We start from the raw sequence: 15,342 nt of genomic DNA, 5'->3' as shown, positions 1-15,342 counted from the left end.
GGCTGAAGGTATAGCCGCGGGCGAAGTGAGTGGGCCGAGAAGACGAGCCTGTTCCGTGAACCGTCCGACGAAAGCGGGCGAGCCGAGGATTGGCATTCGACAGCAGAAGCTCACGCGGAGGGCCATTGGCAGCCACGACTCCCTGGTCCATGAAGATGACCCCATCAGCCAACTCATAAGCGAAGCCGATCTCTCAGGTTCCGGATCCAGTGCCGAGGTCGGTTCGTCGAAAAGCATGATACTGGGGTGCCTAGTAACTGCCGGTTAGCCACGTGCTGAGAGCGGTCGCACCCCGAGCTTGGCAAGCTGCGAGAGCCAGCTGATCAGTCAGCTTGACCACGCAACTCCGTCTCACTCCGTGACGCGTTCGCCGACAACGATGCATTTAGCGCGCCACAGGAGACAGCTGTAAGAACGAGATTACTCCCCTTCTTGACGCCAAAAAGTCCGGCATGATCCCTGATTGTTCGAAAGCCGCTAGTTGTTGTCCAATAGCGGACAGTGCGGAGTTCTACGAAATCGCTTTCCCATAGAGGACCCGCTGCAATTCTTTGGAGAGCGCCGGAAGGGGGGACGCTGAGAGGAGCTCACCGCAAGCTGGCATGAATATTGGAAGCGCTTCGTTGCGGGCGGGGGCTGCCCACCGACAGACATTGCTCAATCGGCTAGTGACTTACGAGGGAACCATGACCGAGCTCCTTGGCGTTTATATAGATCACCAGATGACGACGCCTTTAGCAATGGCAGAGCTTTCGGCAAGAACTAAACCACTTCAGGCAGTTCTTGCGCGAAGCGGAATTCTTCTAATGGCAACCTGCGTACGCGTCGAAGCCTATGGTGATGTGCCCGCGCTTAGAACCATCGAGCGCACGGTGTTTTCGGGTCTGGCGCCCAACTGTATTGAAGGTGCTGCAGCAATTGCTCAACGTCTTGCCGAGATCTCATCCGGCGCTCATTCCCAAATCCTTGGTGAAAATTATGTCAGCCATCAGCTCGCGCAGGCCACTGAACTTTTAGATCCAGATCTTCCGGTGTTCCAGATCGCTCGGCGGGCGATTGATGCAGGTCGTGCTGCCCGCGAGCGCCAGAACTTCATTGCATCCTTCAACTACGATCAGATTGTTGAACATATCATAACTGACCGATTTCCGAATGGAGAGCTGCCTGATCGCCTTTACATCATCGGAGCGGGTATGCTGGGTCGCGGTCTACTCACAAGTGGTGTCAGAAAACGCGTCTGCTCCACGGTGGTCGTTACGCGGAATCCCAAGAATCTTCGCAAACGTCTCCGCATGGCTGGTGTAGAAGTTGCGCTCAGGCGCCCGGGAGAGATTGGGTCCGAACGCGAACCACGGTCGATCGTTGTTATCGCCACTGTCGACGTCGACGATGAGTACAAGTCCATCCTTGGGAAAGCAATGCTACGCTTGGAACCGCGCACGATCGTGGATTTTTCATCAATTCCGGCGCTGCCGGATGCGGCAGTGGAGACTCTCAATTACGTGACCATGTATGACTCAGAGTTCCTTCGGTTCATCGAAGATAACAATAGGCAACTTGCTCCAAAATTGCCGCTCTTGTTGTCAGACATCAAGGCGACGTTCCGAACGTTGCAGGTCTAGCGTCCGCGACGGTAACGTCGCCGTCTAGCGGTACAAGCCGTTCGGCCCCTCGGTCGTAGGCAGAATTTGTGGCGGACTGTCCATGCCCATTGCGTAAATAGGCGTACGAAGCTGACAATTCATTGGCATGGCCATATACTGCCACTTGGGAACTGCTCGCTGATTAGCGGCACTTTACGAAAGCTCATTTAGTTTCCATGGCCCATTTGGAGCCGCCAACATTCCGAACGGAAGAAGGGGCACCCTGAGCGCCGGACTTAGCACCAGAAGAAGAAGAGTATGACAACCTCTCCCGTAAGATGGTTAAGCCGAAACGATGTCGTGCAAGCGAATCTGCCGCTCACCTGGGCGTTAGATGCGGTCGAAACGACTCTTCATGATCATGGCAATAGCGCATTCGAGAACCCTCCTAAGATCGGGATCCACCCAGGGAATGACGCGTTCATTCACGCAATGGCTGGCTGGCTTCCCGCACAGCGCCGAGCCGGACTTAAATGGATTGCCGGTTACTCGAACAATCATAAGGTCGGTTTGCCCAACATTACCGGGCTTTTGATATTAAACAATCCGGAGACGGGGCTACCAGTCTGCGTGATGGATGCTGCATACCTGACCGCAGTTCGCACAGCGGCAGCGTCAGCTATAACCAGCAAGTATTTGTCGCCCCAATACGTCCACAGAATAGCCGTGATCGGCGCTGGTATTCAAGGGCTGTACCACGTAAAAATGTTGTCGCTGATTTATCCCACCGCCGAATTTTTAGTCGTGGATCTGAATGAGAATGCCGCGAGCCGGTTAGCCGAACAGACCTATCGTGAAGCCACAGTTGTTCTCGTGAAGGAGGTTGAGGCCGCAATCCGTATCGCTGACATCGTAGTGACCGCAACAAGTCGGTTGGAAGACATCGCATTCCGGTTTGGATGGGTCAAGGAGGGCAGTTTAGTTCTGCCCGTCCATGTCAGAGGATGGACTCAGGACATAACGACGGATTCCGACGTATTGTTGACGGACGACGTTGAGCAGTTCAAAAACTACATTGCTGCTACGGGTTCTCCTTATCGGGATATTTCTCGAGTACGTGGATCTGTCAGCGAAGTCATGGCAGGACGACTGGCTGGCAGAGTCCGCAACTCTGATCGGATCGTAGTATTCAATCTCGGCCTTGCCTTGCATGATGTCGCTATTGGTTCTGCAATACTCGATCTCGCAGAGCAACACGGCTTAGGGACTCTCGTCTCCTACTAATTTATTGGACGGTGCGCTTTGCTCGTTACGCGAAACGTCACATTGCGCATAAGCAGCGCGTACTCCGGATGAATGGTATCCGTCCGGTGAAGCTTTCAATTACCCACATCGTCGGCGAGTTGCGATTGAGAGGCCGAAGGCGATGTCGTTGAGGCGTGTCAGGCCTCGCCAGACGACCATGTTTCCTGGCGGCGGATCGTGGTTGCGTGCGAGGTAGCCACCGAGCATGGCGATCTGGAGCAAATAGGTGGTGAGGGTCTTGCGCAGGATGCGCGGCTTGGCCCGGGCCGCGTCGATGGCATCAAGCGTCGCGATTTCGGTTGGGGTAAGGACTGTCTCTGGCGCAACCTCGGGCTTTGCTCGTGCGGACATCGTGATGAAGAAGATGCGCCAGCTGACCATCGCGATGAGGGCGAGGAACTTGGCCAACCGCTAGGCGGTCTCAAGCCTCGCCTCTTCGGCGCGGCGCCAGACTTCATGATCTTGTGAAACACCTCCGCCTTCCAGCGCAAGGCGTACCATCGAGCTTCTCGATGGCGATGGCGAAATCTGCGACCGGCATCACCAGCTTCCAGCCGATTGGCGGACGGTCCGCCGGCGGGTCGATCTCAAGGGCCTGGATGTAGGTGAGAAGCTGACTATGTCGCTTCTGCTTGCCGACGGGCGGCAAGGTTGGATGGCGGCGAACTTCACGTGCACGCACGCCGTCTCATCCTATCCGATCGCGACATAATGGCGCCCCGCCCAAGGCATAGCCGAGAGCTGGGCGAAGACCCGATGAGCCCCATCCCGCTGCTCTTCGCCGGCGGGGGCGGCAGCCAATCGATTGGCTTGCACCCGCACCAGAAAGCGCGTGCCGAGATCTTGCGCCAGGCAAAAGAGCTCGTAGATGTCGCCCTCGCGGTCGGCCACATGCACGCAGCGCTCCGGCGTGCCCACGAGCGCCATCGACTGGCGCAGGTTCTCCAGTCAGCGATAGCTTTCCTTGGTCTCGATCGGCACGCGTGTGGGGTTCACGTACCGCTTGAGCGTCCAGGTCCGCTTGAACTTCGTGCGTGTCCAGAACTTCGCTGCCGTCAGCCCGAGCGGCGTCCCGCTGAGGGTTACCGCCAGGCTCGAATGCATCAGCACCCCACACAAGGTCACCACATTGGGCTGACCCGCCTGATACGTCCCGCGTTGATGGTCTTGGTGAAGCCGATGCCGATCTTTCCTGGCTGCGCACGGCTGTAGATGAACTCACTGGTATCCTGCAGAAGGAGGACTGGTCCATCGCTCGCCGCGCAGCGACCGGCCACACCGACATGCGCCGCGGCATGAACTCGCTGGACTTGCTGGTGCAGGAGGCCTTCAGGCGCGACCCGCATGGCGGAGACCTCTACGTGTTTCGTGGCAAGAGCGGCAAGTTGATCAAGATCCTTTTGGCACGATGGGTTCGGCATGTCGCTCTATGCCAAGCGGCTGGAGCGCGGCCGTTTCCTCTGACCGTCGCCGGCTGATGGCGTGGTGACGATCACGCCAGCCCAGCTTGGCTACTTGCTTGAGGGCATTGACTGGCGGATGCCACAACACACGTGGCGCCCGCAGGCGGCCGGCTGATCGCTGGGATTTGAATCGATCATACGATCGGCAGCTCGGACAGAGACCACGTGTTGTGATTCTCTGGTCGGCGATGGGCGCCGATGATTCCCTCGCCGACGATGTGGTGATGCTGAAGGCGATGCTGCGCGCCGAGCGAGCAGCCCGCCTGGCGGCGGAAGCGGAGGCCCAGGCACGGACATTGCTGATCGAGAAGCTCAAGCTCACAATCAAGAAGCTGCGGCACGAGCAGTTCGGACAGTCCTCCGAGCGCGGAGCATTGCTGGACCAACTCGAGCTGCAGCTCGCCGATCTCGAGGAGAACGCGGCGCAAGCCGAGACCACGGCGCAGATGGCCGCAGCCGACAAATCACGGTGCCATCGTTCGAGCGCCGCAAGCCGGCCCGCCGGCCGCTGCCGGAGCATTTGCCACGGGAGCGCCGTGTCTATCCGACACCTGCGATCTGCCCATGTTGTGGTGACAGCCGATTGCGCAAGATCGGCGAGGATGTGACCGAGATGCTGGAACTCATTCCGCGTGAGTGGAAAGTGATCCAGCACGTGCGCGAGAAGCTCGTCTGTCGGGCCTGCGAAGCGATCACCCAGCCTCCGGCTCCCTCGCACCCGATTGCACGTGGACGTGCAGGGCCGAAGCTGCTGGGTCATATCCTGTCCGCCAAGTACGGCTTGCACCTGCCGCTCCATCGTCAGAGCGACGTCTACTCAGGAGAGGTAAATACGACGGTAGCCCTTGTACTGCCGTCTCAGCTGGTCGATCAGTTTACAGGTCTCAGTGCTGTTCTTTCGATCAGAGTAGAAATGGGTAATTTGGTTCCGCGAGAGTTCAAGCGCTGCAGTCACGATTAGTGAGCCCTTTGACTTCTGCCACTGAGGCACGTGTCGGAAGTGGCCGGGCGGCTGAAGGGCTTTGCCTCCGGCCCTCATCGGAGCCGGCGAACGTCCAATTTCTTCTGCCCACGGCGACAGCCCGTAGCTCGCGCTCGGCGGCATTGTTCGGCATGCACAGGCGCCCGTCATCAAGGAAGCGAGCGAAGGCTTCCCAGCGGCTGAGGCAGTAATTGATTGCCTTGGTCGTATCGTTGTTCCTGGAGAGCTTGGCGCGCTGCTCGCGCAGCCACGCCTGCAGTTCGACGATCAGAGGGCGGCTACGCTCCTGGCGCACGCGCCGGCGCTCCTGCGGAGCGAGACCGTTGATCTCACGTGAGGACCTCGGTTCGTCGGGTTGAGGTCATCACAGAGAGCGGCCGACGCGGGCAATTCCCGGCCGACGACAAGGCGCGGTTCGTCGAGGAGACGCTGGCCCCGGGAGCCGTGGAGGTCGCGCGGCGGCACAGATTGTCGCCGCAACAGCTGTTTACGTGGCGTCGGCAAATGCGACAGCCGGTTGCGATCCCTGTGGCTCCCGAGCCGCAGACTTTCGTGCCCGCTGTCGTTACCCCATCGTGCATGCCGCCGGAGCGCTCATCCGGCAGCGCCGACGCCTTCGGAAGACGCCCGAGGGGACGGAGAGACTCCGTCGCCCTGATAAGCGTCTTTTCCAGGCCAAGCTCTGAGGGGTTGTGCGTGGTACGCCAAGGGCAGTAGCTGGATATCGCGGTTTAGATGCCCGTTGACGATCTTGGTCAGGACGTCGGTTAGATTCCCCTCCTGTCGCTTTCATTGTAGATCCTGGGGTCAATGAGGCGGTGCTTGCAGCACAGATCTCGCGACCGAGAACCGGCCTCGTGCTCCTTCAAAACCCGATGATCTCGTCTTGTGAAAAGCGGCTCCGCTTCATGCGCTGGTCCTTGTTTCGGCCAGAGCGAACCTCAAACTGGACTTCGCCTGTTGGATAACGTCAGCGGAGGGGGCTATGATTAGGCCTGCGGATAGGCTCGTCGGCACAAGGCCGACGATTTAGCCATCTTCGCGAACTCGGCTGAGTTCTTCAATAGGGGTAATTCAGGCCGTGAGGCTAAATGTTTGCACCGATGCTCCACAGGGAGGGCCATCGGTTGCAAGCAGCACGAGCCGCTTTAGATCCATAACAACAGCAACGATGGTGCTCCCTTGGGCGGCGGGGTTCTCCTCGTCCGGATGAAGGCAAATCGACGCTGGATAGGAAAAATGATCTTTAAGGCCCGCCCAGACATGATCGACATCGATGCTTCCCACTCTAGAACGTAGGTGCCGACCGAGTCGGTGAGACCGATACACAGTGCTAGGCACAAATCGATCAAACTCCGAAACAATGTTTCCCCCCGGCTCGAAATGATTTGCATGAGTGATTACTCCGTTTTCTGGGAAGAGATACCGTTTGGAATTGGGCGAGGTTTCAATGCTGATTACCTCTCCATCCCGATGACCGATCAAATAATTCATAGAGCTGCTGCGATCCCTCTTAACTACCGCCTGTATGGCCCTGTCGAATCTTCGTGTTTCAAGGATGGCACGGGTTCGCACTTTGAAGGGTGGAAACATAGGGCCCCTTCCATCAATCCCTGTAAGAAGACTGTTGCAGACCAGCCCAATGCCCGCTTCGTTCAACCCTGCCGTAGGTCCTACGCAACCAGCCTCAAACACTCCCAGCCATGAATTCTGGTCTTCAGGTGTCCTCCCGACGAACATGTTGCCAGAAACAGAGGCTGGCCCATCAATTGTTTGCGCTAGGATCGCTGCGCCTTGGCTTGTCGCTTCAGGCATCAATCCAGCAGAGGTGCAACCATCAACTATGTTCGACAGATCGATTGCTGCGCGAGCCATCAGAGGGAAGCCAATTTCGTGTCGCACGTTTAGCATCGTGACCGTCTCGACCGATAGATTGGCTGCTTCTGAGATTCCACGCATTTCTTCAACGTAGTTCACGGTTGTTTGCTCAAGGAAGGAGAGCCATCGTTTTGCTTCAGTTTGAAGTGCTGCTCCGTCGATGCCGAAGCCACAAAATCGACCCAAGTATACTTCCGCATTGGCCGCGATTTCTGATCGCATAACTTCGCCATGCTGCCTCCCGCGGTCGCGCGGAGTACGTTCGAAGCTGATAAATTTTAAGCTCATCCCAGAGTCCAAAGATCAAATGATGCTTGCCTAATTCACGTTCCACGTCGATCGGGTGCCCTCCCCGGCAACGATTGCAATTCTCATGCAACCGATCTCATCAGAGTGGCGAGAGCCATCTCAACATACTTCGCATTAGAATCAATTGCGGATATTAGTAGTTGACACACTGCGCACCTGCTTCACTCCAGCTAAACGCCAGCGTCAGACCCAGAAGCAGCCTGTCGGTGCGATTATATATGAGCCAGTTAATCGGTCGTGATCTGAGGCCGGCAAACTGGATCATTTTTGGGTTAGAGGTTTTCGCCGTAGGATCGCTCGGCTGCGACAAGCGGGCGACGATCAAGGCCTCAGAGCTTTCGGACGTTCGAAGGTGTTCACCTTGAAGCAGGGCCATGACGGGGCTGCCGCGGCGGTGATCTGCCGCAAGGACGGGATCAGCCAAGAGGGATTTCAATTGGAAGAAGAAGTTTGACGGGCTGCTGCCGACTTGAGATACGGCGGCTGAAGGGCTTGAGGAGAATGCCAAGCTGAAGAACCTGGTCACGGATCCGTCTCCTGACAAGCAGATGTCGCAGGGACGCGATCCGCCGGAAGCTATGTAGCCTGCGGGGGAGCGTAAACTGGTCGACGAGGTCTGTGGCGAGTGGCAGGCGTCGTCAATCGGCCGCCGATTGCCGCAACATCACGTGGGCGCAACCAACCTCAACATGATTTGAGGCGCTGTCCATTTCCCGCTTCTCGCGGCCCTGCAGCCACAGCTCTATCAGCCGCAAGCTGCGAGTACCGACGATCCCGTACGCCACCATCCGCAGCAGCCACTTCGACCGAGTCGAAGGAGTTGCCTATGTCGACATCGAGCACTTACTTGTGCGCGCCGTCTCATATTCGCCGTGTGTAAGAGGACAAGCGCCATCCGAGAAGGCCGTCCGGGCGGCAAGCCGTAGGTGAACCCGCGAAAGTCGACCTCCTAGACAGCCCTCACCACCTCGGCTACCCCGCTTTGGACAATCTTGCCCCCAGCCTCGGCGAACCCGCGGAGGTTGTCCGTGACCTCTCTTCGTACTTCGCCAAAGGTAGCCCATCACCTCGCGCTGGCCTGCGGCTCTTGTCGTCGAAACGCCTGAAGCAGAGCGTCCTCGTCGACGTGGTGCAACAAGACTGTCAGCCTGGTTTGGGCAGTCTGCTTGGCCGCCGCGTTCACCCGTTCGAGGTTCGGCCGCAAGGCAGCCCGGCTCTGTGTAAGGACCCTGACCTCCTCGTGCGGGCTGCCCTGAGGCTGGTCCCTTCCCTCCATGCGTCTCGTTTCCTTCGACCCCTTCACAGGTACTATGGACCAGTCCGGCTCCCGACCTCAGCTGCGTACCCGGCTCTGGCAGTGCCTTGCCGCTGCTTCGAATTGAAGACCAATCCGACGGATCCGGTCGGGCCTCATGTTCCGATGATTAACCTTTGCGTGATCCGGCCATCGACTGCGAGGAGCGACATCGTCTCGCATAACACGATGCTCATACTCCTTGGTATTTAGGGAACACACTCGACCTCCTGCAACATCCACCTTTCGAGGCTCATTCCCGCACCCCCGATGGCCACTGTCTACACTTCAGCCCCGAGTTGCCGCAACGCCCCAAGACTCGGTCCCCGCCTGCCTGCCAGCCTTGGCCGGTGGGACTTGCACCCGCAAGCAGTCATCAGCTAGGCAAGACGTATTCCCTTCGCGTGGTGTAGCTGGCGGTGAATCACCGGCTCGCCGGCGAGATCGGTGGCGATCGCCTGGGATTCGGATCATCGCTCAATGGCGCGATGGTCTCGAGCGTCATGTAGCGGGCACGCTGGACCGCCCGCTCATCATTCTGCTCGAGCAAGATGGCGCCCATGAGGTGGACGATGGCGTCATCGTTCGGGAAGATGCCAACCACTTCGGTCCGTCTGAGCTGCTGCCGGTTTGATGGACACCGGGATTGGGTGTTTCATGAAGCCGGAGGTAGGTGATGCAGAGACGGAAGTTCAGTCGCTTGATCTCGCCGTTGAGACGCTCGATTGGATCGGTGGAGTGCAGCTTGGTGCGATGCCGTGGCGGGAACGTCATGTAGGCAAGCACGTCGATCTCGGCATCGTCCAGGAAGCCGGCAAGCTTCGGCAGCTTTAGCCGGAGCTGATCGGCGACCTTACGACACTGTCTGCGCGGCGTCGGCACCGTCCTGGGCGACCACGGTGGGCGATGAAGGCGGAGACGGAGCGCCGGCCGCTTTTGCCGGCATGCGACAGCGCGTTGTGCATCAAGTGGACGCGGGGGCCGTTGAAGAACCAGTTAGAGCCAAACGCCGATAGCGGCCGCGGATCAGGCGGCGGCGAGATCGCGATGATGGTCGGGCAATACGAAAGAGGCGGCGACAACTTGGAGAAAGCGCAACAGAGCGAACGCCAGCTTCTTCAGGTTGACGGCCGCGGCGGTCAGGAACGCATGGATGCGCGTGCTCTGAAGACCGTCTGATTGCGCGCGCGAGTCCATGCCAAGTCTGTGCCTCGCCGTGGTATCGTTCGGAGCGCCAACGACGTCGCCGGTAGAGTTGCCTGTCCTCGGCCGACCAGTTCTCCCGTCAGCGACGCGCTCGAAGGAGCGCAGGATGGTGGTTGCTCACCACTACAGCCTTGTTCCGCCGACCGGCAGACAGGCACAGGTTCGCCATCCAGCAACGGCTGCAGTCCTTGACGTTCGAATAGAAGAAGCGGCCTTGCTTGGTCAAACGCTGCGGCCGCAGGACCTTGTCTCTGGAGCACTTCAGGATGTCGTTCTGGGCGTCATACCGAAAGCGACGGAGTGGGACCGGCGAGCGGATCGGCTCGGCCTTCAGAAATCACGGCATGGATGTTCCGCTCTTTCATCGCGCCATAGAGCTTGCCGAAGACGTAGCCCGCGTCAGCGGTGACTGTGGTCAGCGCTGTGCCGGTCCTCTCAGCCGTCCGGTCCACCTGCTCGACGATGTGCTGGCCCTCGTTGAGCTCCCCGGTGGTGACCTCCACGTCGAGATGACGCCGCGCCTGTCGTCCACGGCGGCGTGCTGCTTATAAGCCGGCTCGAGCCCGCGATTACGGCCGAGAGGCTTGGCAGACCTAGCCCTCCTCGACCACCGAGTAGTTCCTAGCAGAGTCGCAGCGAACTGAATCAGGAGCGTCGAAGGGCCGCCAGCTTGTTCCCAGTTTTCCGCTTAATGGTCAGGTGCGTCAGCCGAGTAAAGAGATTGTACGGAAAAGCAGACCATCGGTGTGATGAACGAGCGGATGGAGGCGGGGCAAGAATGGCCAAATTGGCGCGCAAGCACGGGGTCTCCAACGAGACCATCTACACTTAAAGGCCAACTCGGCAGCTTCCGAAGAGAACGATTAAAGGCCTTGCAGGATAGAAGAGGAAACGGAAGACGCTTCTATCTGAGCAGATACTTGGGTCGCTGGCTGTGCAGCTTCTTTTAAAAGGGACGCCAGGCACACCGGCGGTCGCGCACTGCGGGCCATTTTATCTTCATGCCTTTAGCGGCCATTTGACTGATCAAGTGTCTTCGCTTCTAGATTGATCATCCGCTGAACATTGCCCCTGAAATTCATCGCCCAAATCTGGCCATTGGCACGCTCCCGCACGTACTCGGGGATAATCGGCATCTTGCCAAGACCACCCGTACCATCGACCACAAAAGTAGGCACAGCAGGACCACTGATAAAGCCTCGCAAGGCATGATACAGCTTTAAGATGTGATCAAGCGTAAGTTGATAGTTATGGTTTCCCTCCGCAGCGTCACATGAATAGCAGTAATATGGGCGAATGCCGCAGGAGACCAGGCTCATGCAGAGATCCCGCAAGGTAGCCGCGTCATCGTTCACTCCCTTGAGTAGGACCGATTGATTGCCGATCATAGTGCCAGTCTTGCGAAGCATCTTAATGCGTTCCGCAAAGAGGGGGGTTATCTCTTTTGGGTGGTTGACGTGAACGTTGACCATCTGCACCTCATATCGTTCGATAATTGCGCAGAGCTCAGGAGTTATTCGGGTTGGTAGCTGCACCGGCAGACGACTTCCGATCCGGAGAAATTTGACGTGCGGTGCATTGGCCCTAATCTGCCTCAGAATGTCTTCCAATTTTCGGTCGTTGAGGAGCAGTGGGTCTCCGCCTGACAAAAGGCAATCTTCGATCTCTGGATGAGCTTTCAAGTAGCTAAATCCCCTCTCAAGCTGCTGTTTATTGACCGCGCTTTGCCCATGAGAAACAAGCCGTTTACGGGTGCAGTACCGGCAGTATGTTCCGCAGTTCGTGGTGACGAGAAAGAGTGCGCGATTCGGATACCGATGCACAACAGTGGTACCGTGTTGCATATCATGATCTTCAGCCAGACTATCAGCGCCTTCATACGATCTAACACTTAGCTCACTCTGGGAAGGCATGTATTGCTTGCGAATCGGGCAATTCGGATCGTCGCGATCCATTAACTGTGCCAGATATGGTGTCACGCGCATGTCGAAATGGTCGTAGATGGCCGCCTCGACATCTTCAACGTGATTGAGAATGCCCTTCATCTCCTTATGCGTCCTGTAGCGACGCTGCAGACTCTGCTGCCAGCCTTCGGAGGTAATGTCGAAAGCTTCGAGTTCTTCCCGCGTATGCAGAATCTTGCTGAGGCGAGCGAGGTCAGTTGCCTTTGCACGGGAGCGAGTCGGTTCAATTGAGAATGCCATTTTTCCCTCTGAAGTTTAGCAACTTGCGCACACAATATCCGAAGCGACGGTGCTGTTACTTATCCAATTGAGATCGACCTGCGCTTTCCAGCACAGATAATTACGGTCGTTCTGAGCGAATCGCTGTGTCGCGTGACAAACTGTACCCAAGGCGAGGGAATGACAGCTTGGCGCTTGCATATTAGCATCGGATGTCGTCGCGCGAGCGACGTCGAGAATGCGGTTCCGTGGGTCGAGAAGCTGTTTGTGTCTCGCCCAGGACCGAGGAGGCCCATATTCAAGCGCGGCAAAGATATTGACCTTTGGGACAAAAGGCTGCCCGAAACGCCCGACCCGCGCCAAATTCCGGCGAAGGCGAGGAAGGTCAACAGTTGGAGGTCTTCGTTCCTCTGCAGAGCATACAGAGTTTTCGGGCCTCGATTTCCTGGAGTGTCTCCCGCGCGAGCTGCGTAGGAATCAGTTCTATGGCAGTCATCAATCATGGCCGAGCTCCAGTCGCGGCGCTTATCTCGATTTCGGAAAGACCGTGATGGGAAGTTACAAGCTTTCAGCCAGCCGAAGTTGGCTGCCAAAAAAGTGTACCAAAACGGAGGATTTTAGCGCCAGCGTTTCTCCTCGACGTCGTAGGTCGCTGACAAGGGATCGCTGATGGCTATGAGCTCTCGCTTGAGCACCTTGTTGCTGGTGACGGTTCTCGGAAGCGTCTGGATGAAGCCAATGTACCGTGGTACCTTGAACAGAGCGAGGCGAGCACGAGCATGCTCAAGAATGCGCTCGATCTTCAGGTCAGCCGGTGTGAGTCCTTTTCTAAGTTCAACGTAGATCTTGACTTCCTCGCCCCATTTTTCGTCAGGGATCGGCACTGCGGCCACATCTGCGATCTCTGGAAGCTCTCGGATGATCGCCTCGACCTCGCACGCAGCAATATTCTCAACGGAGCGACGGATAACATCTTTGCGGCGTCCTACGAACCAGTAAAAACCGAGTTCGTCGTGGCGTAACAGATCACCGGTCTTAAACCAATCGCCATCGAAACAATCTGCGTTTGCGTCTGGCTTATTCCAATAGCCCTTGAAGATCCCACGCCCCTTCACCCACAATTCACCGACTTCGCCCACTGGTGTAGGACTGGCGTCATTGTTGACCAAGCGCAGCTCCCGAAAAGGCGAACGAATCCCGACCGACCCCGCCTCGTTCATCTCGGGGAAATCGGGAGGCATCTGCGTGCCGCTTCCGATTTCCGTCATTCCAAAAGTGTAAGTGCCGTGCACGCCAAACTCCGCGTAATATCGGTGCACCGTTTCGGCACTCCAGCCATCGTACTGCCACACCTGCTTTAGGCTCGTTGGCGGGTCATAAGCGCCTTCCGCTGCCAGCCTCGGCAACGCGCACCACTCGATCTGAAAATTCTTCATCCAATCCATTAGTTGCGATGCGTTCATTTCCTGGGCGACGTACAGCGTTCCGCCCTGTCCATACGAGTTCAGAAGAATGAATGGCCAACTGATATAGGACGAGGACGCCCAGCTCAGAAACCTCTTGTATGGGCAAAGGTTAGTAACTACGTACGCTGCCACGCCCCAATAGTCGTGCGTCAGCATGCACCCCTTTGGAAACCCAGTGGTCCCGGACGTGTATTGGATCACTAGCAAATCGTCGGGGCGGATATCCTCTTCCACCGGCGAATCATCCACATCCTTGAACAATTGATGGAGACTGATACCTGTGCCGCCAGACGGCTGCCCCACGATTATAACTTGATCGTTGGCAAGCTCTTGCGGCCAAGGATCCATCGCGCCGAATACTGGCCAAGCAGATTCGTCGACGATGGCAAATCGTGCCTGGCTGTCAGTGACAAGGTACTCGACTTCTCTCGACGTGTAGTACATGTCAATCGGGACCATTACCGCACCGATCTTAGCGGACGCAAACCATAGGATAGGCCATTCGATGCGATTGGGCATCATCATCGCGACGCGGTCGCCCTTGCGCACTCCGAACTTGCGCAGGGCACGTGCATATCGGTTCGACAATCGGTCCATCTCATAGTAGGTCGCACGCTCGCCGCGCTCAAAGATGTCGACTGCGGTTGTCGAGCAATGTGTCCGCGCCCTCATTGAAACGAGCTGGCCCACCATCTTAGTTTCGTATGCGGCCTCTAATGCCTCGCTCCTGCGCAAAGACTTGGCGACTTGGTCGTGCAATTGAGCTGGTGTCATATAAACCTCCACCGCGGAAGAAATGAGCTAAGGGGCACAATCGCCGCTCGACAGCTGCATTAGACTACCTAGAGTTAGCGCAGAGCCGATGGTGCCTCTACACGTCTCACCACCCGTCCGCCAAGGCGGTCGCTGCATATGAGATGAGAGGCGTCATCGCCGAGCCTTTATGCGGAGACAATTAGTACTTTATGAGCAAGGGTCGGAACACTACCTAATTTGGTGAGATACGAAGACCGACCGCGCGAGTTCTCCTCTGAAATGAGCTGAGGAGAGTCGTGGTGCTAAAGGCTCATTGTGCAACAGCAGCCGCCGAAGTCACACTGAGGAGACGCGCTGATCCAAGAGCAATGGCCTCTCGGCTTCGGGATAAGTGGGATCAGCTGAACTGCTCACCCAACTCGACCAGCTGCGGTCTATCCCGCAGCAATCTAAGTGTAGCCTGCGGGAGGCGAACCGGCCGGACGGCTTTCAAGGGCTTGATCGAGAACCAGAGCACTGGCCTCGTCGTGGAGTGATGGCCGACATCGAGCGCGTCGCCCGAAAGCCTCGCCGCGATCGGGCCGGTAATCGCGTGTTGCCGTCAAAGGTCTTGTTGAGCCGCGGCGAAGCACCGGGAGGATCTGCAAGATCGCTGGTCTGGGTGAAGAGGGCCGAGCCAGCCGTCACAATATCAGCAAAGCCGCACGTCGAAGTGACGGTCTATCAACGGAGGCGGTCGAAGCGAATCAGATTCACGCGCGTCCCCCGAACGGTGGCCCTCTCGAGCGAGGTCACTTGCGCCCGCTCAGAATCCCACTCAAAGACTCGCGGACCTTTCCTGCGAGCTATCGCTGAAAGTTGGTGACGGCGGGAATCGGAAAGGCGGCATATCGTGGGGGTGCTTGACGCCTCCACTT

Annotated in this window: 14 protein-coding genes and 3 pseudogenes; 6 read left to right on the top strand and 11 right to left on the bottom strand. The window is 57.5% G+C overall.

Annotated features, from left to right (window positions below; genetic code table 11):
• The first annotated feature begins 686 nt into the window (after positions 1 to 686).
• Positions 687 to 1,622 (top strand): Rossmann-fold NAD(P)-binding domain-containing protein, encoded by a 936-nt coding sequence (locus tag AC0L20_RS38760; protein ID WP_473295490.1) that lies wholly within the window; start codon positions 687 to 689, stop codon positions 1,620 to 1,622.
• Positions 1,623 to 1,943: 321 nt separating this feature from the next.
• Entirely contained in the window at positions 1,944 to 2,867 is a 924-nt protein-coding gene (locus AC0L20_RS38755) for an ornithine cyclodeaminase family protein (RefSeq protein WP_473295489.1), read from the top strand.
• A gap of 99 nt (positions 2,868 to 2,966) precedes the next feature.
• Here the strand turns inward: AC0L20_RS38755 and AC0L20_RS38750 are convergent, their stop codons facing one another.
• The 4 genes from AC0L20_RS38750 to AC0L20_RS38735 form a co-directional block, all read right to left on the bottom strand.
• Complete coding sequence (locus AC0L20_RS38750; RefSeq protein ID WP_473295488.1) at positions 2,967 to 3,296, bottom strand: hypothetical protein; 330 nt, start codon at positions 3,294 to 3,296, stop codon at positions 2,967 to 2,969.
• A gap of 285 nt (positions 3,297 to 3,581) precedes the next feature.
• Positions 3,582 to 3,815, bottom strand: coding sequence for a hypothetical protein (locus tag AC0L20_RS38745; protein WP_473295487.1), 234 nt, complete (start codon positions 3,813 to 3,815; stop codon positions 3,582 to 3,584).
• 21 nt (positions 3,816 to 3,836) lie between these two features.
• Positions 3,837 to 3,992 carry a hypothetical protein gene (locus tag AC0L20_RS38740; protein WP_473295486.1) on the bottom strand — a complete coding sequence of 52 codons (156 nt, stop codon included), beginning with the start codon at positions 3,990 to 3,992 and terminating at the stop codon, positions 3,837 to 3,839.
• Positions 3,993 to 4,009: 17 nt separating this feature from the next.
• Positions 4,010 to 4,234, bottom strand: a complete 225-nt coding sequence (locus AC0L20_RS38735) for a hypothetical protein (protein WP_473295491.1) — start codon at positions 4,232 to 4,234, stop codon at positions 4,010 to 4,012.
• Between AC0L20_RS38735 and tnpB the strand changes: the two genes are divergently transcribed.
• The 3 genes from tnpB to AC0L20_RS38720 all read left to right on the top strand — a co-directional run bounded on the left by tnpB (position 4,172) and on the right by AC0L20_RS38720 (position 5,312).
• A complete protein-coding gene (tnpB, locus tag AC0L20_RS38730) occupies positions 4,172 to 4,366 on the top strand; it encodes an IS66 family insertion sequence element accessory protein TnpB (protein ID WP_473295485.1) in 195 nt (64 codons plus the stop codon). The genes AC0L20_RS38735 and tnpB overlap by 63 nt on opposite strands.
• A gap of 155 nt (positions 4,367 to 4,521) precedes the next feature.
• Complete coding sequence (locus tag AC0L20_RS38725; protein WP_473295484.1) at positions 4,522 to 4,959, top strand: transposase domain-containing protein; 438 nt, start codon at positions 4,522 to 4,524, stop codon at positions 4,957 to 4,959.
• Positions 4,935 to 5,312, top strand: a complete 378-nt coding sequence (locus AC0L20_RS38720) for an IS66 family transposase zinc-finger binding domain-containing protein (protein WP_473295483.1) — start codon at positions 4,935 to 4,937, stop codon at positions 5,310 to 5,312. The genes AC0L20_RS38725 and AC0L20_RS38720 overlap by 25 nt, the downstream gene beginning before the upstream one ends.
• 70 nt (positions 5,313 to 5,382) lie before the next feature.
• On the opposite strand, the pseudogene AC0L20_RS38715 reads toward AC0L20_RS38720, so the two are convergent.
• Positions 5,383 to 5,667, bottom strand: a pseudogene (locus tag AC0L20_RS38715) (IS66 family transposase); the annotation flags it as partial.
• On the opposite strand from AC0L20_RS38715, the gene AC0L20_RS38710 reads away from it, so the two are divergent.
• The gene (locus AC0L20_RS38710) at positions 5,667 to 6,050 is read left to right on the top strand and encodes a transposase (RefSeq protein ID WP_473295482.1); all 384 of its coding nucleotides are present in this window, start codon (positions 5,667 to 5,669) and stop codon (positions 6,048 to 6,050) included. The pseudogene AC0L20_RS38715 and the gene AC0L20_RS38710 overlap by 1 nt on opposite strands.
• A 357-nt stretch (positions 6,051 to 6,407) precedes the next feature.
• Here the strand turns inward: AC0L20_RS38710 and AC0L20_RS38705 are convergent, their stop codons facing one another.
• The 6 genes and pseudogenes from AC0L20_RS38705 to AC0L20_RS38680 all read right to left on the bottom strand — a co-directional run bounded on the left by AC0L20_RS38705 (position 6,408) and on the right by AC0L20_RS38680 (position 14,443).
• Positions 6,408 to 7,499 carry a C45 family autoproteolytic acyltransferase/hydolase gene (locus AC0L20_RS38705; RefSeq protein ID WP_473295481.1) on the bottom strand — a complete coding sequence of 364 codons (1,092 nt, stop codon included), beginning with the start codon at positions 7,497 to 7,499 and terminating at the stop codon, positions 6,408 to 6,410.
• Between the two features lie 154 nt (positions 7,500 to 7,653).
• On the bottom strand, positions 7,654 to 8,046 hold the full coding sequence (locus tag AC0L20_RS38700; RefSeq protein ID WP_473295480.1) for a hypothetical protein: 393 nt from the start codon (positions 8,044 to 8,046) through the stop codon (positions 7,654 to 7,656).
• Positions 8,047 to 9,238: 1,192 nt separating this feature from the next.
• A pseudogene (locus AC0L20_RS38695) lies at positions 9,239 to 9,791 on the bottom strand (transposase); the annotation flags it as partial.
• A gap of 109 nt (positions 9,792 to 9,900) precedes the next feature.
• Positions 9,901 to 10,594: pseudogene (locus AC0L20_RS38690) on the bottom strand (transposase); the annotation flags it as partial.
• Positions 10,595 to 11,027: 433 nt separating this feature from the next.
• Positions 11,028 to 12,224, bottom strand: a complete 1,197-nt coding sequence (locus AC0L20_RS38685) for a KamA family radical SAM protein (protein WP_473295479.1) — start codon at positions 12,222 to 12,224, stop codon at positions 11,028 to 11,030.
• Positions 12,225 to 12,820: 596 nt separating this feature from the next.
• The gene (locus AC0L20_RS38680; protein ID WP_473295478.1) at positions 12,821 to 14,443 is read right to left on the bottom strand and encodes a class I adenylate-forming enzyme family protein; all 1,623 of its coding nucleotides are present in this window, start codon (positions 14,441 to 14,443) and stop codon (positions 12,821 to 12,823) included.
• Between the last annotated feature and the right edge of the window lie 899 nt (positions 14,444 to 15,342).

It is taken from the genome of Bradyrhizobium sp. Kon58 (assembly GCF_055807455.1).
This window is presented reverse-complemented; position numbering and strand designations above follow the sequence as displayed.